The 16,027-nt window shown below is 60.6% G+C and carries 15 protein-coding genes; 7 read left to right on the top strand and 8 right to left on the bottom strand.

Annotation, left to right across the window (positions count from 1 at the left end):
* Positions 1–47: 47 nt before the first annotated feature.
* Complete coding sequence (locus ACSEXW_RS16035) at positions 48–395, bottom strand: cupin domain-containing protein (RefSeq protein ID WP_438447178.1); 348 nt, start codon at positions 393–395, stop codon at positions 48–50.
* Between the two features lie 182 nt (positions 396–577).
* Here ACSEXW_RS16035 and ACSEXW_RS16030 point away from each other — a divergent pair, with 182 nt between their 5' ends.
* The 6 genes from ACSEXW_RS16030 (at position 578) to ACSEXW_RS16005 (ending at position 6,539) form a co-directional block, all read left to right on the top strand.
* Complete coding sequence (locus tag ACSEXW_RS16030) at positions 578–1,954, top strand: sensor histidine kinase (protein WP_438447177.1); 1,377 nt, start codon at positions 578–580, stop codon at positions 1,952–1,954.
* Positions 1,926–2,597, top strand: coding sequence for a response regulator (locus tag ACSEXW_RS16025; protein WP_438447176.1), 672 nt, complete (start codon positions 1,926–1,928; stop codon positions 2,595–2,597). Before ACSEXW_RS16030 ends, ACSEXW_RS16025 begins: the two co-directional genes overlap by 29 nt.
* Before the next feature lie 45 nt (positions 2,598–2,642).
* Positions 2,643–3,092 (top strand): GNAT family N-acetyltransferase, encoded by a 450-nt coding sequence (locus ACSEXW_RS16020; protein WP_438447175.1) that lies wholly within the window; start codon positions 2,643–2,645, stop codon positions 3,090–3,092.
* Positions 3,089–3,937, top strand: coding sequence for an HAD hydrolase family protein (locus ACSEXW_RS16015; protein ID WP_438447174.1), 849 nt, complete (start codon positions 3,089–3,091; stop codon positions 3,935–3,937). The genes ACSEXW_RS16020 and ACSEXW_RS16015 overlap by 4 nt, the downstream gene beginning before the upstream one ends.
* A 184-nt stretch (positions 3,938–4,121) precedes the next feature.
* Positions 4,122–5,789: a DUF2339 domain-containing protein gene (locus tag ACSEXW_RS16010; protein ID WP_438447173.1), complete on the top strand. Its 1,668-nt coding sequence runs from the start codon at positions 4,122–4,124 to the stop codon at positions 5,787–5,789.
* A gap of 171 nt (positions 5,790–5,960) precedes the next feature.
* Entirely contained in the window at positions 5,961–6,539 is a 579-nt protein-coding gene (locus ACSEXW_RS16005) for a GNAT family N-acetyltransferase (RefSeq protein WP_438447172.1), read from the top strand.
* Here the strand turns inward: ACSEXW_RS16005 and ACSEXW_RS16000 are convergent.
* The 6 genes from ACSEXW_RS16000 to ACSEXW_RS15975 all read right to left on the bottom strand — a co-directional run bounded on the left by ACSEXW_RS16000 (position 6,509) and on the right by ACSEXW_RS15975 (position 11,323).
* The gene (locus ACSEXW_RS16000; protein WP_438447171.1) at positions 6,509–7,084 is read right to left on the bottom strand and encodes a DinB family protein; all 576 of its coding nucleotides are present in this window, start codon (positions 7,082–7,084) and stop codon (positions 6,509–6,511) included. The two genes, ACSEXW_RS16005 and ACSEXW_RS16000, sit on opposite strands and share 31 nt — an antisense overlap.
* 66 nt (positions 7,085–7,150) lie before the next feature.
* On the bottom strand, positions 7,151–8,101 hold the full coding sequence (locus ACSEXW_RS15995) for a helix-turn-helix transcriptional regulator (protein WP_438447170.1): 951 nt from the start codon (positions 8,099–8,101) through the stop codon (positions 7,151–7,153).
* Positions 8,102–8,177: 76 nt separating this feature from the next.
* Positions 8,178–8,777: a DUF998 domain-containing protein gene (locus ACSEXW_RS15990; protein ID WP_438447169.1), complete on the bottom strand. Its 600-nt coding sequence runs from the start codon at positions 8,775–8,777 to the stop codon at positions 8,178–8,180.
* Positions 8,778–8,967: 190 nt separating this feature from the next.
* The gene (locus ACSEXW_RS15985; RefSeq protein ID WP_438447168.1) at positions 8,968–9,201 is read right to left on the bottom strand and encodes a cysteine-rich CWC family protein; all 234 of its coding nucleotides are present in this window, start codon (positions 9,199–9,201) and stop codon (positions 8,968–8,970) included.
* Positions 9,198–10,163: an RNA polymerase sigma factor SigJ gene (gene sigJ, locus ACSEXW_RS15980; protein WP_438447167.1), complete on the bottom strand. Its 966-nt coding sequence runs from the start codon at positions 10,161–10,163 to the stop codon at positions 9,198–9,200. Before sigJ ends, ACSEXW_RS15985 begins: the two co-directional genes overlap by 4 nt.
* Positions 10,130–11,323: an NAD(P)/FAD-dependent oxidoreductase gene (locus ACSEXW_RS15975; RefSeq protein ID WP_438447166.1), complete on the bottom strand. Its 1,194-nt coding sequence runs from the start codon at positions 11,321–11,323 to the stop codon at positions 10,130–10,132. The genes sigJ and ACSEXW_RS15975 overlap by 34 nt, the downstream gene beginning before the upstream one ends.
* A gap of 149 nt (positions 11,324–11,472) precedes the next feature.
* Here ACSEXW_RS15975 and tgl point away from each other — a divergent pair, with 149 nt between their 5' ends.
* Positions 11,473–12,336 (top strand): spore coat transglutaminase TGL, encoded by an 864-nt coding sequence (gene tgl / locus ACSEXW_RS15970; RefSeq protein WP_438447335.1) that lies wholly within the window; start codon positions 11,473–11,475, stop codon positions 12,334–12,336.
* 68 nt (positions 12,337–12,404) lie between these two features.
* Here tgl and ACSEXW_RS15965 read toward each other — a convergent pair whose 3' ends face one another.
* Positions 12,405–15,917, bottom strand: coding sequence for an S-layer homology domain-containing protein (locus tag ACSEXW_RS15965; RefSeq protein WP_438447165.1), 3,513 nt, complete (start codon positions 15,915–15,917; stop codon positions 12,405–12,407).
* Positions 15,918–16,027 lie beyond the last annotated feature (110 nt).

Genomic DNA, 16,027 nt, shown 5'->3' with positions numbered 1-16,027 from the left:
CCGCGTTGCTGCGGGCATGCAGGCGTCTCTTTGCGTCCGGATCCGCTCTACAGATCCGCTTCGTACACCAGCACCTTGACCACCTCGTCCGAGCGGTTCTCCAGCCCGTGGCTCCAGCCCGGCTTGTTCAAGAGCACATCCCCCGGCTTGACCGGGCGTTCCTCGCCGTTAACCGTCATGACGCCGTGGCCCTCGACGATGACGTAGACCTCCTCGTTCTCCTTGTGGGTATGGTAGCCGATGGAGGTTCCCGGCGGCAGCTCCATGTAGTAGAAGAATTTCAGCTTGCTGGCGTAATCCTCCTCGCTGAACAGCTTCACGGACCGGACCTCCCCCTTGCCCTTGTGGCTGCTTGCCGTATGGAGCGGTGCTTCCAGATAGTTGCGCACGATCATCGGTCCTTCTCCTCCTGGATTTCCTTAATGGCTGACACGTCGTCAGCACGGATTCCCCCCCATTATAACGGAATAGCCACATTTGTTCCTTCCGGCCCCTAGCCTAGAGAGACAATATGTTCCAAAGGCACCCGGCCCAATGCTATAATTGGCCTACAAACAACCGGGGAGTGTACCTAACCATGATCGCGGTGCTCGTCATTTTATGGACGGTGGGACTGATCCTGCTCGTCTTCGATCCACGCAAGCCATCCGTCCGGTGGCTGTCGGGGCTGGTCTTCTGCGGAGGCTCGGGAGCTCTGTCCGCCGTCATCAGCGACTACATCATCCCCTACGGCGAGCGGACCGGCTACTCGGAGGCCGCCTTCATGTGGCTGGACCGGGCCCAGGCCGCCACCTCGCTGATCCAATATTACGGGCTGCCCTTCACGTTCGTCATGTTCGCATCCCAGTACCATCCGGGCGCCCTCGCACCTTCACTCCGGAGAGCGCTGCCATTCGCCGTCATGGCCCCTGCGGTCTTCATCCTGCTGACCGTCCGTCCGGTGCATCCGCTGCCCTTCCGGGGCGTTGTGTTCTGGGCCGTTCCCGTCATCGCGCTGGGGACCTACATCGTGCTGAGCCGCCGCGAGACCCTGTATCCCCTGCGGCGCAACCACCGCTACACGGTCATGGCCATCGTGCCGGCCGTCGTGTTCTGCTCCGTGATGAACTACCTGCTGCCCGCTCTGGGCTTCACCGAGATGTGGCGCTACAATACATGGGCCATCCTGCTGGCCTTCGCCATCTTCGTCATCGCCATTACGAAGTATGGTTTTCTCGACATGCAATTCCTCATCACCCGGAAGAAACTGGACATCTCCCTGCGGGCCGTCACCTCCGGAACGGCCATCCTGAACCATGCCATTAAGAACGATGTGGGCAAGATGAAGCTTTTCTCCGACAAGATCAAAGCCTACGCCATGGAAACGGATCAGCCCGGACTCCTGGAGGATATCCGGGTCATCGAATCGGCTGCCGCCCATATCCAGGACATGATCATGAGGGTTAAGGACCAGACCCAGGAGCTGACGCTCCGGCCGGAGCCTCTGGATCTGACCGATCTGCTGCTGGAGCTGTCCCATCAGGTCAGCCTGGGGCTGTCGCATGGCGTGGAGGCCCGCTGGGAGCTGGACGGCCCTCTGCCGGTCACGGCGGACCGGGCCCAGCTGGTGGAGACGGTGCAGAATCTGATCCATAACGCGCTGGAGGCTATGCCCGGCGGAGGCGTGCTGACCGTCAAAGCCTACGAGACCCCCAAGTGGACGGTCATCGAGGTGAAGGACACGGGAACCGGCATGAGCCGGCAGGAGCTGAAGCGGGTGTTGGAGCCCTTCTACACCACGAAGACCGCATCCCACCGGAATTTCGGATTGGGGCTGTCCTATTGCTACCACGTGATGAAGATGCACAAGGGCAGCCTCTTCCTGGAGAGCGAGCCTGGCCGGGGGACCTCGGCAACGATTCATTTTCCCAAGAGGAGGGAGAAGCATGGAGCCCATACGTCTGTTAATAATTGAGGATGACCGCGATTGGCTCCGGGGCCTGGAAGCCTATCTGAGCCGGCAGCCGGACTTTCGAATTACGGCCACGGCAAGTACGCGCGAGGAGGCCGAGCGGGTTATCGGGGAGGCGGAGTTCGACGTGGCTCTCCTGGACATCATGCTGCATGGCACGGCGGAGGGGATCGATCTGGCCCAGCGGATCTGCTCCACGACTCCGGCCCGGGTCATCATGCTCACCTCGCTCCAGGAGAAGGAGATGATCTTCGGCGCTTACAAGGTCGGGGCCATCGACTACCTGGTCAAGACCGACTTCGAGCAGATCCCTGCTGCGGTCCGGGCGGCTTATGCCAAGCTGTCCCCGATGAACGCTTATGTCGCCGAGCAGATGCGCGAGGAGTTCCGGCGGCTGAAGCAGCTGGAGCAGCACTACCGGGTCAAGGAGCTGAAGGACCGGATCACGCCTTCCGAGCTTCAAGTCCTGAAGATGATCGACGAGGGGCATACCCAGACGGATATTGCCGACAAGCTGTTTCTCTCGCTGCGTACGATCAAGGTTCACGTTGGGAACGTGCTGAAGAAGCTGGGGGGAAGCACCAGCAAGGAGGCGGCCCGTCAGGCCAGGGAAATGGGCCTCTTCGAGGAAGAGTCGAAGCCGTGATGGGTCCGAACCATCCGGCGTCAACCATCGGAAGGGAGTTGGAGTATGGAAATCCGTAGGATAGAGGAGCAGGATGTAACGGCCTTAGGCGAGTTGTACCGGGAGCTGACGGGAGAAGCTTCGGATCCGCACCGGATGCGGGACGTCTACGAGGTGATCCGGAAGGATCCCCAGTATTACCTGATTGGCGCCTTCGACAGCCGGGACGGGCTGGTGGGCTCGGTGATGGGCATCGTCTGCTATGATCTGGTGAAGGCCTGCCGACCGTTCATGGTGGTGGAAAATGTGGTGGTCGCCGCCTCCTGCAGAGGGCGCGGCATCGGGAAGGCACTCATGCTGGAGCTGGAGCGGATTGCCGCCAGCCGGGGCTGCAGCTACGCTATGCTCGTCTCAGGGATCCATAGGCAGGAAGCCCACCGGTTCTACGATGCGTTGGGCTACGGTCCCGACCGGGCGAAGGGCTTCAAGAAGGAGCTGCGGGAGGTTCCTTTATGACCTTGTACGTTCTGACCGATCTGGACGGAACCCTGCTCCGTTCGGATGCCCAGGCCTCCGAGTGGACCAGGCGGACCATCGCCGATGCCCTGCACCGTGGGGCCGTCATCAGCTATGCCACCGCCCGTGGCTATACGAGCTCCAGCATTGCCGCAGCCGGCATCCCCTGGAAGTACCCGCTGGTTCTCTATAATGGTGCCATGCTCCTGGACCCGGCGAGTCTGCAGGTGTTGGACGGAGCGTGGCTGGATCGGCATATAGCCAACGCAATCATCGGAATGGGCCGGGATCACGGGCTGATCCCCTATCTGTTCACGCTGGACCGGAAGGACCGGGAACGGGTCTTTCATGAGAAACTGCTCCGGACGGGAGAGCTTCATTTCTACAACAGCCGGCCGGGGGATCCGCGGTTCAGGGAAGTGAAGCGTTTGGAATGCCCCGGGGATTGCAGAGCGCTGACCATCACCTACATCGGCCTGCGCGAAGAGCTGGAGCCGCTGCGGAAGCAGGCGGCGGACACCTTCGGAGGCCGGATCCATCTCCACATGATGAAGGACAACTACATTCCGGACCATTACTTCCTGGAGATGAGCGACCCGAAGGCCAACAAGAGGGACGGCCTGCTCCTGTGGGCACGCCACGTGGGCTGCAAGCCCTCGGAAGTTACCGTTTTCGGGGACAATCTGAACGATATCGGACTGTTCGAGGCGGGCGGAACGCGGGTGGCGGTGGCCAATGCCCATCCGGACCTGATCCGCATGGCGGACCATGTGACCGGAAGCCACAACGAGGACGGGGTGGCCCGGTATGTCCTGGAGCGAATGGAGGCTGAGGGAACTCCATGATGAGCCGGAGCTGATCCAGGACATTCCGCCCTTTGAGCTGTAGGTCCGATCTGGTTTTTATTGCACCCTTTAATAGAACATACGTTCCGGTACTAGAGGAAGTTAGTACTTATGGCAGACGCAATGATACGGCACAATAGGGATAAGACCTGGTCCTAAAACCACGTGAAAGGGGCTTATCCCGATGCCTGTATGGTTCCGGAAGCATTGGACTTCCCTGTTGGGCTCGCTGTTCGTCATCTGCTCCATCATTTATCTGTTCAAGTTCACAATCGATCAAGGCTGGATCACCAATTCCATGAAGACAGGCGCCGGATTGGCTGCCGGAGCCGGAGCTATGCTCCTGGGGGTGAAGCTGATTCTAGGCAAACGCCTCTTCATCGGCGAGATCGTAAGCGGCATGGGGGCGTCGATATTGTATACGACCTTCGCTTTTTCGGGGGTGTATTACGCTCTGTGGGATTCCATGACGGTCTTCCTCTCCATGATGGTCATGACCGTCGGCTTGACGGTCCTGTCTTATCGCCATGGGCTGCGGATCCTGATGAACCTGGCGCTGCTGGGAGCATTCGCCGCACCTCTGGTCATGCGCCCGGAGAACGATCAGGTGTTCACCTTGTTCTTGTATCTGCTCGTGCTGAATGCCGCTTACTTCACGCTCAGTATCCGCAAACGGTGGGCAGAGTTTCGGCTGCTGGCTTTCGCAGGAACCTGGCTGACTTATATGGTGTATTACATCCACTTCGACCCGGCAACGGATTCGCTCTGGAGCATGCCCTTCCGGTATGCGGTCTGCGCCTTCGTCTTCTATGTTGTCGGCTTCTTCATCTCCTCCTGGAAGACGGACCGCTGCTTCGACGGCATGAACCTGTACCTGGGCTTCGTCAATGCCGTGCTGTTCGGGCTGTGGAGCAGCATTGTGCTGGACGGGATTCTGCGTATGGCCTATCCGCTGGCAGCCATGGGCCTGCTGTACGCCGGTTTGGCGCTGGTCGCTTACCGGGTGTCCGGCTCGTCGGCATCGACGGCCATTACGGTACAAGCGGTCTGGGGCGCGATTCTGCTGCTGCTGTCCCTATCCCAGCTGGGAGACGGGCTAGACATGAGGCCGATCATCAGCGTATATGTCTGGGGCATACTGGCTGCGCTTCTGATGGCGGCGGCCCTTCGGCTGAAGGCCGAATGGCTGCAGGCCGTCTCCATGGCGGTCTGGACCGGGGTGACGCTGTATTGGTTCGCCGTTACCTGGGACGCTCCCCGTGGAGAATGGTTCGGCGTCTATATGCCCTTCTTGAACAGTGCGGCCGTCGCTTGGATGCTGTTGGCGGCTACGGGCTTCTGGTACTCGCTCAAGGCATCGTTCTCCGCCGTCAAGGATGGGGGGCAGGTCTTCATGTCCCGGTTCTTCTCGGTGGTCAGCCATCTGATCGTCGGAGGGCTCTTGATGCTCCAGATCGATAATATGTTCGAGGAATACCGGCTTAGCGGCTTCTGGGACCGGGATCTGACCCTCTCCGTAGTCTGGGGCGTGTATGCGCTGCTCCTGTTCCTGTGGGGGGCCTCCAGCAAGCAGAGGCTGTTCCGGGGATTCGGCTCCGTGGTGCTCGGCATGGTCTCCATCAAGGTGCTCTTCTATGATCTGTCCGGAGAGGACACGGTGTATAAGGTACTGGTGCTGCTGGTTATGGCAGCCATCTCCTTCGCCATCTCCTACATCAATCACCGCTGGCAGGAGGAACCCGCTGTGGAGCCCGTCAGCCCGGCCGCACCGGCGGCATCCGTCAGGGGGATGGAGGAGGGCCAGACACAGCAGCCGCATCGTTCCGGCCACACGTCTACGATCATCGAATAGACGCTAGGGTGGCCTTGTAGGGGGCATAAGCCGAGTAAGCGCCCAACAGAGGCCACCGGTGGCCTATCTTTCGTCCGAATGCTGGTGTGGGGGGGCAGACGTCCTTGAAGCGGCGTGGTAAAATATGGTTCAACCCGCAGCACCGTTCCAAAAAAAAGGAGGAACCAAGTCATGCAGTCCCCCCGACCGATACTATTGAATTTTCCAGACAGCTTCGAATCTCCCCGTCTGTTGATCCGCGCCCCGCGGGAAGGAGACGGACGGCAGGTGAATGCCGCCGTGCTGGAGAGCAGGGCGGAGCTGCTCCCCTGGATGCCATGGGCGGAGCATATCCCCACTGTGGAGGATTCCGAGGCCAATATCCGCCGATCGGTGGCGGAGTTCATCCAGCGCTCGGATCTTCGTCTGCTGCTGTTCTCGAAAGAGACGGGAGATTTGGTCGGCAGCAGCGGTCTGCACCGCATCGACTGGGAGGCCCGCAAGTTCGAGATCGGTTATTGGCTCCGGACCTCCTGCGGCGGCAAAGGCTATATGCTGGAGGCGGTGGAGGCCATAACAGCGTTCGCCATCCGGGAGCTTCAAGCCAACCGGATAGAGATCCGCTGCGACGCCCGCAACCTCCGGAGCTCCCGGGTCGCCGAACGGTCCGGATTCACCCTGGAGGGCATCCTGCGCAGGGAGACTTGCGGGGTCGACGGGGCGCTGCGAGACAGCATGGTTTATGCCAAGGTCCGCGGAACGGAGTTCTGAACAGAGGCCAGGAACTGCTCCAGCCGCTCCTGCTGCAGCAGGTGATGGCGGTAGTGCATACCGGCCAGCGCAAACCATTCGACGGCGTTCAAGCCCCCAAGCCGGGGATGCTCCACCGTATATTCGGGAGGGATACCGGCCAGGGCGGGCTCTACTTCGCAGAGCAGCTCCAAGGCAGCCTGCAGGGCGTTCCGGATCTCTTCCTTGCTCTCGGGCTGCGGGGGCGTGTACTGCGGGGAGGCCGGCACCCGGATCCGCACGGGTGGGAAGCCGTCCTGCGAGAAGGTGGCTTCGCCGGGCTCGGTTTTGCCGCGGCCGGTGACGGCGGGGTTCGCTGATCCCTCGCGGCATGCCACAATATTGCGGACCTGCATGAACTGTGTGGTGCGCGCCAGGTGAAGATACATCTGCCCGAGTGACCAGTCCTCGTCGCTGGGCGTAAGCTGCAGCTGCTCGATGCTGTAGGACTCCATCGTGCGGATATAATCCGAGGTCAGAGTCTCCACTTGCTTCAAAATCGCTTGGGTATCGTAAGTCCGGTTCATGCTTCATCCAACCTTTCGTTTCATGGGATACCCCCACTATACAGGAACGCTACTGACAAGAGTATGTCAGTAGCGTTCTGTCATTTGCAGAATTTCTTCGCGGACCAGCCTGCGCAGTTCCTCCGGCTCCAGCACCCAGGCGCCGGCTCCCCAGCCCATCACCGTATGCAGAAGATCCGTCGGCTTCCGGATCCGGAAGACCAGATGGGGGAAGCCGTCCTCCTGCTCCTGGATCCCCTCCAGGAAGAAGTTCCCGGATTCCCGGACCCGATCGGCAATCAGATCCGTGACCCTCACCCGGGCGTATAGCTTCCGGTCATCGGGCGGGGTATACCGGGTCAGGTCAAAATCAGGCGGCCGCCGGAAGGTCTCCTCCAGAAGCTCCGGCTCCGACATCCGGGACAGCCGGAAATGCCGGATCTCCTTGCGCAGCCCGCAGTCGGCCACCAGAATCCAAGCCCCGTTGACGAGAACGAGGCCGTAAGGGGATACGGTCCGCCTAAGCTCGGGAGCTTCTTCCTCGTCCGGGTATCTCTTGCGGTAGTTGAAGGCCACCTTCCGGCTGTCCAGAATAGCTCTGCGGAGCAGCTTCATGGTGTCTCCCGCAGAGCCTGAGCCCGCCGGCGTTCCCTCCGTGCGAAGCTTCATGGCGGAGCGGACCCGCTCGGCTTCTTCCCGGACAGCGGGAGGGAGGACCGCGGTGATCTTGTCCCGGGCTCGGCCGGCATGGACGGCATAGTCCGAGTCGAAGCGCTGCTCGATGAACTCCGTGCCGATGACGAGGGCGACGGATTCTCCGGGCGTGAAGCTGACCGGCGGCAAAAAATAGCCCTCCATCAGCGAATATCCCTTGCCGGGGGAGCCGACGACGGGCACGCCGGCCTCGCTGAGCGCCTGCATGTCCCGGTAGATGGTGCGGACGCTGGTCTCGAAGGTGGCGGCCAGATCCTCCGCCCTCCGGTTATTCCTCTTCTGGAGCTCGAGGACGATGGCGAGCATCCGGTCGGTTTTGTTCATGGGCCGCCTCCTTGATGGGGGAATCCCCTTTTGGATCCAGCATACGACGCCTCGCTGCGGACCGCAAGCCTATCACCTAGGAACGGAGCTGCCCAAGCCGGCTTCCCGAATAGACGATGAGCCAGAGGATGAAGCCGAGGATGGTGAAGCGCTCATACAGACCCATATAGGGGCTGTCGATGTGCAGCGCCGTATAGCCCCCCGTCAGGAGAATGAACAGGCAGGACCCGTAGGAATAGAAGCGCATCGCCCGGGGACGCCGAACTCCCAAGCCCAGGAACAGCACGGCCAGGATGGTGAGCGGGGAGAGGATCCCGGCGAGAATCAGGTGGACGGTTCCGGCCAAGGTGGCCTCCGTATGGCGGGGATCCTGGGGGAAGAAGTACATCAGCAGCCCGAAAAAAGCGGTTGCCGTCAGCACCCAGCCGCCAAGCCGCGTCCAGCTGAGCTCTATGGGTCCGGAGCGGGCCAGGCCCAGGCCGAAGCCCAGCAAGCTCAGGTTGTATAGGGTGAAGAGCAGGTCCATCCATTCCTTGTAATCGGCGCCGGTCAAGGTCAGCTCGCTGATGCTGTTGGCCAGGGCATTGTAATCGTCCCGAAGAAGGTCGCCGGTGACGACCGCGGCCAGGTAGAAGAGTCCCGACAGGATCCCCAGGACCGTAAGCATTCGTTTCATCGTGCATACCTCCGATCTTGCGGCGGCATATAGACCGCCATCCCTCCCATTTTATACCGCCGTTAATGCGGGAAAAGAGGCGGATTTGCGACAAATTCGGCACAACGCCGAAAAAGCCGAAGCCCCCCTCCTGCCAATGGCTTGGGGAGGGAAGGGTTTCGGCCTGGGTCTGGAGCCGCAGCTCCGAGAATCAGCGCTCCTCCGGATGCTCCTCTCGGTAACGCTCCAGACAGCTGCGGCAGATGCAGGCTTGCCGGCGGAGCTCCGGCGGAACGCGCTCCAGCAGGCCGGGAGGAAACCCGGCCTTCATGCACCAGCAGCTTCGCGGATCCAGTCCCGCCTGAGCGGCACAGGCATTGTCGCCGCCGCACAGGGGGCAGATCGAGGGATGGCTTGCAGGGGATGGGGAAGATGCTGCCGTCATGCTTGCCGACCTCCGGTATGGAATGGTGAAGCTTCAGGGCTGTCGGGATACGAAGCCATCTTATCGGGATTGCGCTGAAGGAACAGCTCCGTAATATGTCCGTCCCGAAATCCGAAGGCCAAGAGACCCGTAAGAAAGGGTCCGGTCCGAAGCTCAAGGCCGATCTGCGCGTTGAACCGGACGGGGCGGAGGGTGATGGTCTGCCCCGACTCCTCGGCTTTGCGCTGCAGACCGGCCAGGAATGCCAGGATCCGGCTGCTGCCGAAGATCGGCCGGATGGCGGCGCGGACCTTGCCGCCGCCGTCGGAGTAGAGGACGGCCTCCTCCGCCAGCAGCCGGACGAAGCCATCCATCCGTCCGGTTGAGGAGGCGTCGAGAAAGGCTTCGGTCAGGGCTGCGGCTTGGCTGCCGGCTTCGAGGACATCTGTGGAGGCGGCCTCCGGCTCCTGCAGCATCGGCGCCAGCTTGGGCTTCACCCGGCTCAGCAGCTTGCGGCAGTTGGCTTCGGACTTGCCCAGAATGGCCGCGATGTCCGCATACTCGAAGCCGAAGGCCTCGCGCAGCACGAAGACGGCCCGCTCCACGGGATTCAGCTTCTCCAGGAGCGTAAGCACGGCGAAGGCCACCGTCTCCTTGCGGGCCACCTCCTCCCAGGGGTCCGCCTCCCAGCTGCCGGTCAGCGGTTCGGGAAGCCACGGGCCCACATAATCCTCCCTGCGGCGGCGGGAGGACTTCATCAGGTCCAGCGCCCGGTTGGTGACCGACCGGCACAGATAAGCCTTCATGTGCCGGATGGTGCCGGGCGGCACATCCCGAAGCTGCAGGAAGACATCCTGCACCAGATCCTCCGCGTCCGCCACGGAGCCCGTCATCCGGTATCCGATGCCGAAGAGCAGTCCTCTGTACTGGCGGTACGGCTCCCTCCAGCTTATTTCAACAGACTGGCTATGTTCCAGGTCCATTCTCTCACCCTCCATCCAAGCGATCCCGTCAGCACCAGGTCCAAGCCCCACTTCCGCATCCAGACGAAGCCCTCACCCTCGCCGAGACCGATGCAGAAGGCGGGTGCCATCCCTGCATGGGGGGCTGGTCCTCCGGCCGTACCCGGCGCTGCTCCGGCGGCTTGGGCCTGCAGGACGGCGGCCAATCTCTTAGCTTGGGGGGCGGCCTCCTTGCAGGTCATGCCGTCTGCCGTCCCGGTCGACGGGTCGGTTATTCGTGCGTTGTCGCCTATGGCATATATCGTATCATACCCTTCCACCCTGTACCACGGATCCGTCAGCAGGCGGCCGTCCCGGTGGAGAGGCAAGCCCAGTCTTGCGAGGAGAGGGGCCGGCTCCACGCCCAGGGTCCAGACGCAGACCGGAGCCGGCATCCGCTGCCCGTCCGCCAATTGCAGGGCTCCGTCCGCGTAACGTTCCGCCCGGCTGCCGAGCACCGTCTCCACACCCAGTCTGCGGAGCTTCCGCGTCAGCCGATGGCTGATCCGTGCGGGGGCCTCCGGCAGCAGACGGCTGCCGGCGTGGATCAGGTGGACGCAGCACGAGCCTGTGCCGGCGAGCCCCAGAGCGGCCCGTACCCGGCCCAGCCGGGCGGCCAGCTCCGCTGCGGTCTCGATGCCGCTGATGCCGCCGCCGACCACCACGGCCTGCAGCAGCTTGTCGGCTTCCTCGGCCTGCGCACTGCGAGCCTGCAGCTCCAGCTGCTCCAGCCGCGTTCGGATGGCCGCAGCCTCCTGCAGCGTGTGTCCGCCGAGCCCGGGAGCTGCTTCCTTCGGCACGCTGCCCAGCGCCAGCACCAGGCGGTCGTAGGCGAGTGTCTGCTCCGTGCCGTCCGGCAGGGTGCAGGTTATGCTCCGCTCCGTCGGCCGTACGGCCTCCAGCCGGGCCTGGAGCAGCTCCACGTGCTTCCAGCCGTAGGACGCCAGCGGCACGGCCAGCTCCTGGCTGCGAACGGGCGACTGCACGAGCCGGACCTTGCGGAAGTGCCGGCCTTCTGCGTCGATGAGCACGATACGGGAGGGGCAGGCTCTCTTTTCCACCGCTTGGTTCAGAGCGTCTGCCAGATGAATGCCGGCGTATCCGCCTCCGACGATAAGGACCGTTTCTTGGTTCTTGTTCATGGATGGACCACTCCTTCTATTTGGTTGCAGCTTAGACGAGGGAGGGCCGGGGTTTGTGACATAACCGCAGGCGGGTCCCCATAGAATGGAAGCAGGCTTGGACGAAGAGGACGGACAACGGACAGGAAGGAAGTGGCGGTGTGATCGTCATGAACGGGGAGATCCAGCAGTCGCCGCCGGTTGGGGCGGGAGAGAAGGAAGTGGAGCTGTTTCGGACCATGCGGGACGGCAGCATCACGTATGCTTACCGGTCGGCGGGGGAGCTGCTGTTCGAGCTGCAGACGCGGGTTCGGCTGACAGAAGCGGCGAAGGCCTTAAATGAAAGCGGCGTCCAATTCGCCGTATACCGGGACAGCCGCTGCAACGAGAAGCTGTGGCGCCGCACGGAGCAAGGAGGCTTCCTGCTGCTGCCGGGGACGGAGCCTGCACAGGGGATCCGCAATATTTTCGAGGAGGGGTCTCTCTACGCGTTCGAATGTGCGACGGCTATGGTCATCGTGCTGTATAAGGGCATGCTGGACGTGCTGGGGGATGCGCTGTTCAACCTGTGGTTCGGAGGCATCCTGCTCTACGACTGGCATTACGACAAGGATCTGCGGCTGGTGGATTCCAAGCGGCCGGAGGAGGCTCTGCCGGGGGACGTGCAGTACTTCAAGAACCCGGACGTGGCGGAGGACTTCCCCGAGTGGCAGGGGGAGAACGTGCTGCGGCTGGAGCCGGACCTGTTCTACGGGCACGGGCTGGGCATCAAGCCGGCGGAGCGGATCATCGAGTCCCTGAACCGCAAGCGCAAGCCGGGCTCCCAGGTATCCGCCTATCTGACGGACGTGGTGGTCCATCCGGATTACCCGGTGCTGTACCGCACGCTGATCGGAGCGGGAGCCGCGCCCGGGGTCAACCCGGTGCCGCCTGGAGCAGGCACGAGGACGGCGGGGGAACGGGAGGGTTGGGAGAGTGGGGAGATCGTCTGTTACGCCCGCATTGGTGCAAAGTACACGAGGATGTGGGCTTAGAAGCTAAAGAAAAGAAGAGAGCATCCCCGTACGGCGCAAGCCTTAGAGGATGCTCTCTTATGATTGGTTTAGTTGTTGGTGAGCACAAGCATGAAGGGGGCGACAATATACTGCTTCCCATTAACCGTATACATTAGGCCGGTCACGCTGATCTGAATATAAGGCCGCACTTGGGCTCCGGTAATCTGGATTTTTAGGTAGTCCTGTCCGTTGATGTTGATCTTCTCTGAAGACAGAAGCTGATAGGAAGGGAAGGACTCCACCTTGACATGGTCGTAAGAGATTGTTCCTCTCATCTGCTGGCCCGGTGTGCCACCGGTGTCTCCGAGCTTCACCAGCACGCTGTCCTGGGAGGGGGAAGCATCCGCCCAGAGAAACCGATTAATGCCTGCAGTCCGGGTGAAATCTCCGTATACCGTGCCGGTAACGGACGAATAGGGGGCAGCAGAGAGTACAGAGAGCTCCGATGAAGCGGTGTAGGTCACACTTGCCGGGTCAGAGCAGCCTGCCGCATTACATGCGATAACGGTGAACGTATAGGTCGTCTCCGGCCGCAAGTTAGGGATCTCGGCGAACGGAACAGAGGCTTCACGTACAAGCTGGCCATCCTGGTACAGCTTATAGGTAACGCCGGTATACGTATTCGAGGACCACATGAGATAAGCCGCGTTGTTCGGTGACCAAGTTGCAGTTAGCGATGTGACCGCAGAGGGGGTTCTCTCCATAAATAGTGGTGCCAATAGACGCACTTCACCGGAAGCGATCGTAACCTCGGACAGGGTGGAAGCCTCCGAATGGAGATCTTTCGAAGCCTTCAGCGTAAAGGCCACACCGGGTTCAATTCCGGTGAAGGTATACCATCCGCTGGAATCGGTTCGGGTCGACTTGATGGCCGAGCTTCCCTGATAAAGGGTGACCAAGGCGTCGTGAACGGGCTCGGAAGTTCCCGAGACCCAGAGCTGCCCTGTGATGCCTCCAGGTACCGGAACGCCCGGAATGGGGATCTGCCTTCCACCCGGAAGCACGCAGGTCTGATTGTTGGTGCAGAGGTTATTGCTGCTGCCGGTGAATTGGACCTCGGTCGTTACACCCTTGTAGCTTAAATGGTAGACCGCTTCCGGCTGCTGGCCGGTGACGTTCAATAAGGCAACGTTCTGGAATTGCGGGTAATGGGTAACTCCCGTGACCTTCAAGCCTCGGTCGAATACGAATTCGGATACTGCCGGATTCGCGATGGCTTCATCGAATGCGACCAGTAGAAGGTCGGGACGAAGGGTCAAAGCTTCCACAGGGTGGGCGACCTTCTGCTTAACGACAAGAGTAAACGTTTTGCTGGCAGACATTGGTCCGGTGAATATAGTGGCAGTCAGGGTGATCTTAGCGTCACCCGCACCTGCTGCCGGGCGATAAACTTGACCGTTGAACGCGACAAGCTCCATTCCACTGCTGCTCCAAACAGTGTTGCCATTCGGCAGCGTCGGATTGAGCAGGTTCACATTCCGAGTGACGGATTCTGCGGTATCCTCACCTTGAAATTGGATGGAAACCGCTTGAAGGGCTCGGGTCAGGTCGGTGATATAGCCCTTATATTGGGTATACCAGCTGTATTGCAGCAGATCCGGCTCAATCGCTCCGTGACGGAAGGCGATGGCAATCATTTGATTCACCCGTTCTGTCTTGGCGGCCAAATCGGAAGTATATTGGTTGTGACTTAATACCTCTGCGATCCCTTCGTTCGCACTACGGATCGCTTGAGCCTTGACCTCAGGCTCAACCGAAGGATCGAGCAGCACGCTGCCGCTTCCTGTGGTATATACACCGGCGATGGATGCAGGGTTGCCGTCCAGTGAAACTTGAGCATCGGCCTGCAGCTGCTGAACCGCAGCGGAAGCTCCCAGCGTAATCCGAGTACCGGTGCTGCTGCCCGGAACCTTCAAGGCTTGGACCACACCTGGCCCCGTAATCGACAAGGCTGTATTCGGCGAGGTTATCGCCATCTCATCCAAGGTGGTTCCAACCGCTGTTTCCAGACTTGCATTGGCGCCGGCTTGAATGCTCCGAACGGTAGTAACCAAGGGATTACCTGTCGTAGGAGTGCCTATCGAGATCAGTGCTCCGGCAGCCAGTACGTTGACAGGGGAATCAATGCGGCCCTTCAACGTGATCTTCTTGCCTGCGGTGCCCTCCAGCAATCGAATGCTTCCCAAGGTTGCTTGGGGGGAGGAACCCTCCAAGATGGCCTGGGATTGCACCTGTGTTTCTTCCACAGTGGTGGTACCCTTCACTTCAATGCGCAGATCTCTTCCGCCGTTGTTCACGGCATTGACCTTGAGCTGCTTGATCACGGCGTTCTCCAGCTTGATGGAGTTCACATCGCCCGACAGTACCTCAAGAACCTCCGGATTCACGTTGCGCAGGGTCACTTCACCGCTGGAGCCCGGGTCAAGGGTGAGCTTCTTCACTGTAGTCGGGGTACCGCTGGCAGGGCCATAGATGCCGGAGGCCGTGACGGTAATCGTGTCCTGTGCACGTCCGCTTGCCAGCTTGTCGGCAACCGTACTGCCGGCTCCGATCCCGCCACCGCCGCCACCACCAAAGCCGCCGCCACCGCCGCCGCCCCCAAATGCGCCGACTCCCACAGTCTTCAGCTTGGACGCGCTTCCCCTGAAGGTAAGGGTGTACTCGCTGCCTGCCACCTGGGAGCTTGTCTTAAGGACGACGACGGTTTTGCTTCCCGACTTCAAGGCAGCCGAGGCAACCGTCAAATTGTGGTCAAAAGCAAAGTCCGACAAGCGTACGTCGGTCAACTCCGAGCCAAAGGTTACCTCAATCGTCGTATTGTCGGTCGCTTTGACCGCGATGATGTCCAAGCTGTGGGGTACCCCTCCGGACTGTTCCTTCTCCAGAGCTTCGGCTTTCGTTTTGTAAGAAGAAGCGTGGAGCTTGACTTCATAGGCAAGCTTGGCCATGGCTTGGCGGTCGGCATAGCCATGAGGGTTGAAGGAAACCGTTCCGTCGGCCCCTTGAATTCCGTTCACCAGACCGATACGGCAGGCCAGTGACACGGCAGGCTGTGCCCAATCCGCCGCTTTCGTAAGGTCGGACAGCTTGTCCGTGAGCGGGACTGTTTTGGAGATATTGCCCAGTCCGAGAGCGCGGATGAAGAAGACGACCAGCTCCTGCCGCGTTACCTTGTCTTCAGGGGAAAACGTTGTTGAAGACGTTCCCTGGGTAACGCCTGAAGCGACAAGCGCCCCGACATAACCGGCAAACCAGCTGTCCGATGGTACGTCGGTAAAAATTCCGGCTTTCTCCGGGGCTGCCGTCAGCCCTGCGGAAAGCGAGATGATTTTGGCTAACTCGGACCGGGTCATGTCCTGATCCGGTCGGAAAGTGCCGTCGGGATAACCGGATAAGAGCCCTAAATCGCTTAGCTCCATAATTTCTTTCTGGGCATACGAGTAATGAAGGTCTTGATAAGAATGTGGTGCGGCTCCGATTGCCGCAGGTGCGAGAAGCGTCGAGATGACCAGCGCTCCTATCGTCATGCAGTTCAACATGCGGCGTAATGATATGCCCATAACAAACAGCTCCTCCAATATATATCGTTGCCTGAATATTATATTGGAAAATAGAGTCAATGAGTAGATTAATAGGATTTGTTTGAAAAAAAAACAATAGTTCCCCCGTC

Origin of the sequence: Oryzibacillus soli (assembly GCF_051594765.1) — a bacterium.
Taxonomy (GTDB): Bacteria; Bacillota; Bacilli; order Paenibacillales; family NBRC-103111; genus Paenibacillus_AR.
The sequence above is the reverse complement of the archived record's forward strand: the minus strand, read 5'-3'. Positions and strand labels throughout refer to the sequence as shown.

Bases quoted from the DNA above. Each gene is read 5' to 3' on its own strand.
- ACSEXW_RS16010 (WP_438447173.1), top strand. From the start codon at position 4,122: ATGCCTGTATGGTTCCGGAAGCATTGGACTTCCCTGTTGGGCTCGCTG.
- ACSEXW_RS15975 (WP_438447166.1), bottom strand. From the start codon at position 11,323: ATGAACAAGAACCAAGAAACGGTCCTTATCGTCGGAGGCGGATACGCC.
- sigJ (WP_438447167.1), bottom strand. From the start codon at position 10,163: ATGGACCTGGAACATAGCCAGTCTGTTGAAATAAGCTGGAGGGAGCCG.
- ACSEXW_RS16020 (WP_438447175.1), top strand. From the start codon at position 2,643: ATGGAAATCCGTAGGATAGAGGAGCAGGATGTAACGGCCTTAGGCGAG.
- ACSEXW_RS16000 (WP_438447171.1), bottom strand. From the start codon at position 7,084: ATGAACCGGACTTACGATACCCAAGCGATTTTGAAGCAAGTGGAGACT.
- ACSEXW_RS15965 (WP_438447165.1), bottom strand. From the start codon at position 15,917: ATGGGCATATCATTACGCCGCATGTTGAACTGCATGACGATAGGAGCG.
- ACSEXW_RS16005 (WP_438447172.1), top strand. From the start codon at position 5,961: ATGCAGTCCCCCCGACCGATACTATTGAATTTTCCAGACAGCTTCGAA.
- ACSEXW_RS16030 (WP_438447177.1), top strand. From the start codon at position 578: ATGATCGCGGTGCTCGTCATTTTATGGACGGTGGGACTGATCCTGCTC.
- ACSEXW_RS15985 (WP_438447168.1), bottom strand. From the start codon at position 9,201: ATGACGGCAGCATCTTCCCCATCCCCTGCAAGCCATCCCTCGATCTGC.
- ACSEXW_RS15995 (WP_438447170.1), bottom strand. From the start codon at position 8,101: ATGAACAAAACCGACCGGATGCTCGCCATCGTCCTCGAGCTCCAGAAG.
- ACSEXW_RS16035 (WP_438447178.1), bottom strand. From the start codon at position 395: ATGATCGTGCGCAACTATCTGGAAGCACCGCTCCATACGGCAAGCAGC.
- ACSEXW_RS16015 (WP_438447174.1), top strand. From the start codon at position 3,089: ATGACCTTGTACGTTCTGACCGATCTGGACGGAACCCTGCTCCGTTCG.
- ACSEXW_RS15990 (WP_438447169.1), bottom strand. From the start codon at position 8,777: ATGAAACGAATGCTTACGGTCCTGGGGATCCTGTCGGGACTCTTCTAC.
- ACSEXW_RS16025 (WP_438447176.1), top strand. From the start codon at position 1,926: ATGGAGCCCATACGTCTGTTAATAATTGAGGATGACCGCGATTGGCTC.
- tgl (WP_438447335.1), top strand. From the start codon at position 11,473: ATGAACGGGGAGATCCAGCAGTCGCCGCCGGTTGGGGCGGGAGAGAAG.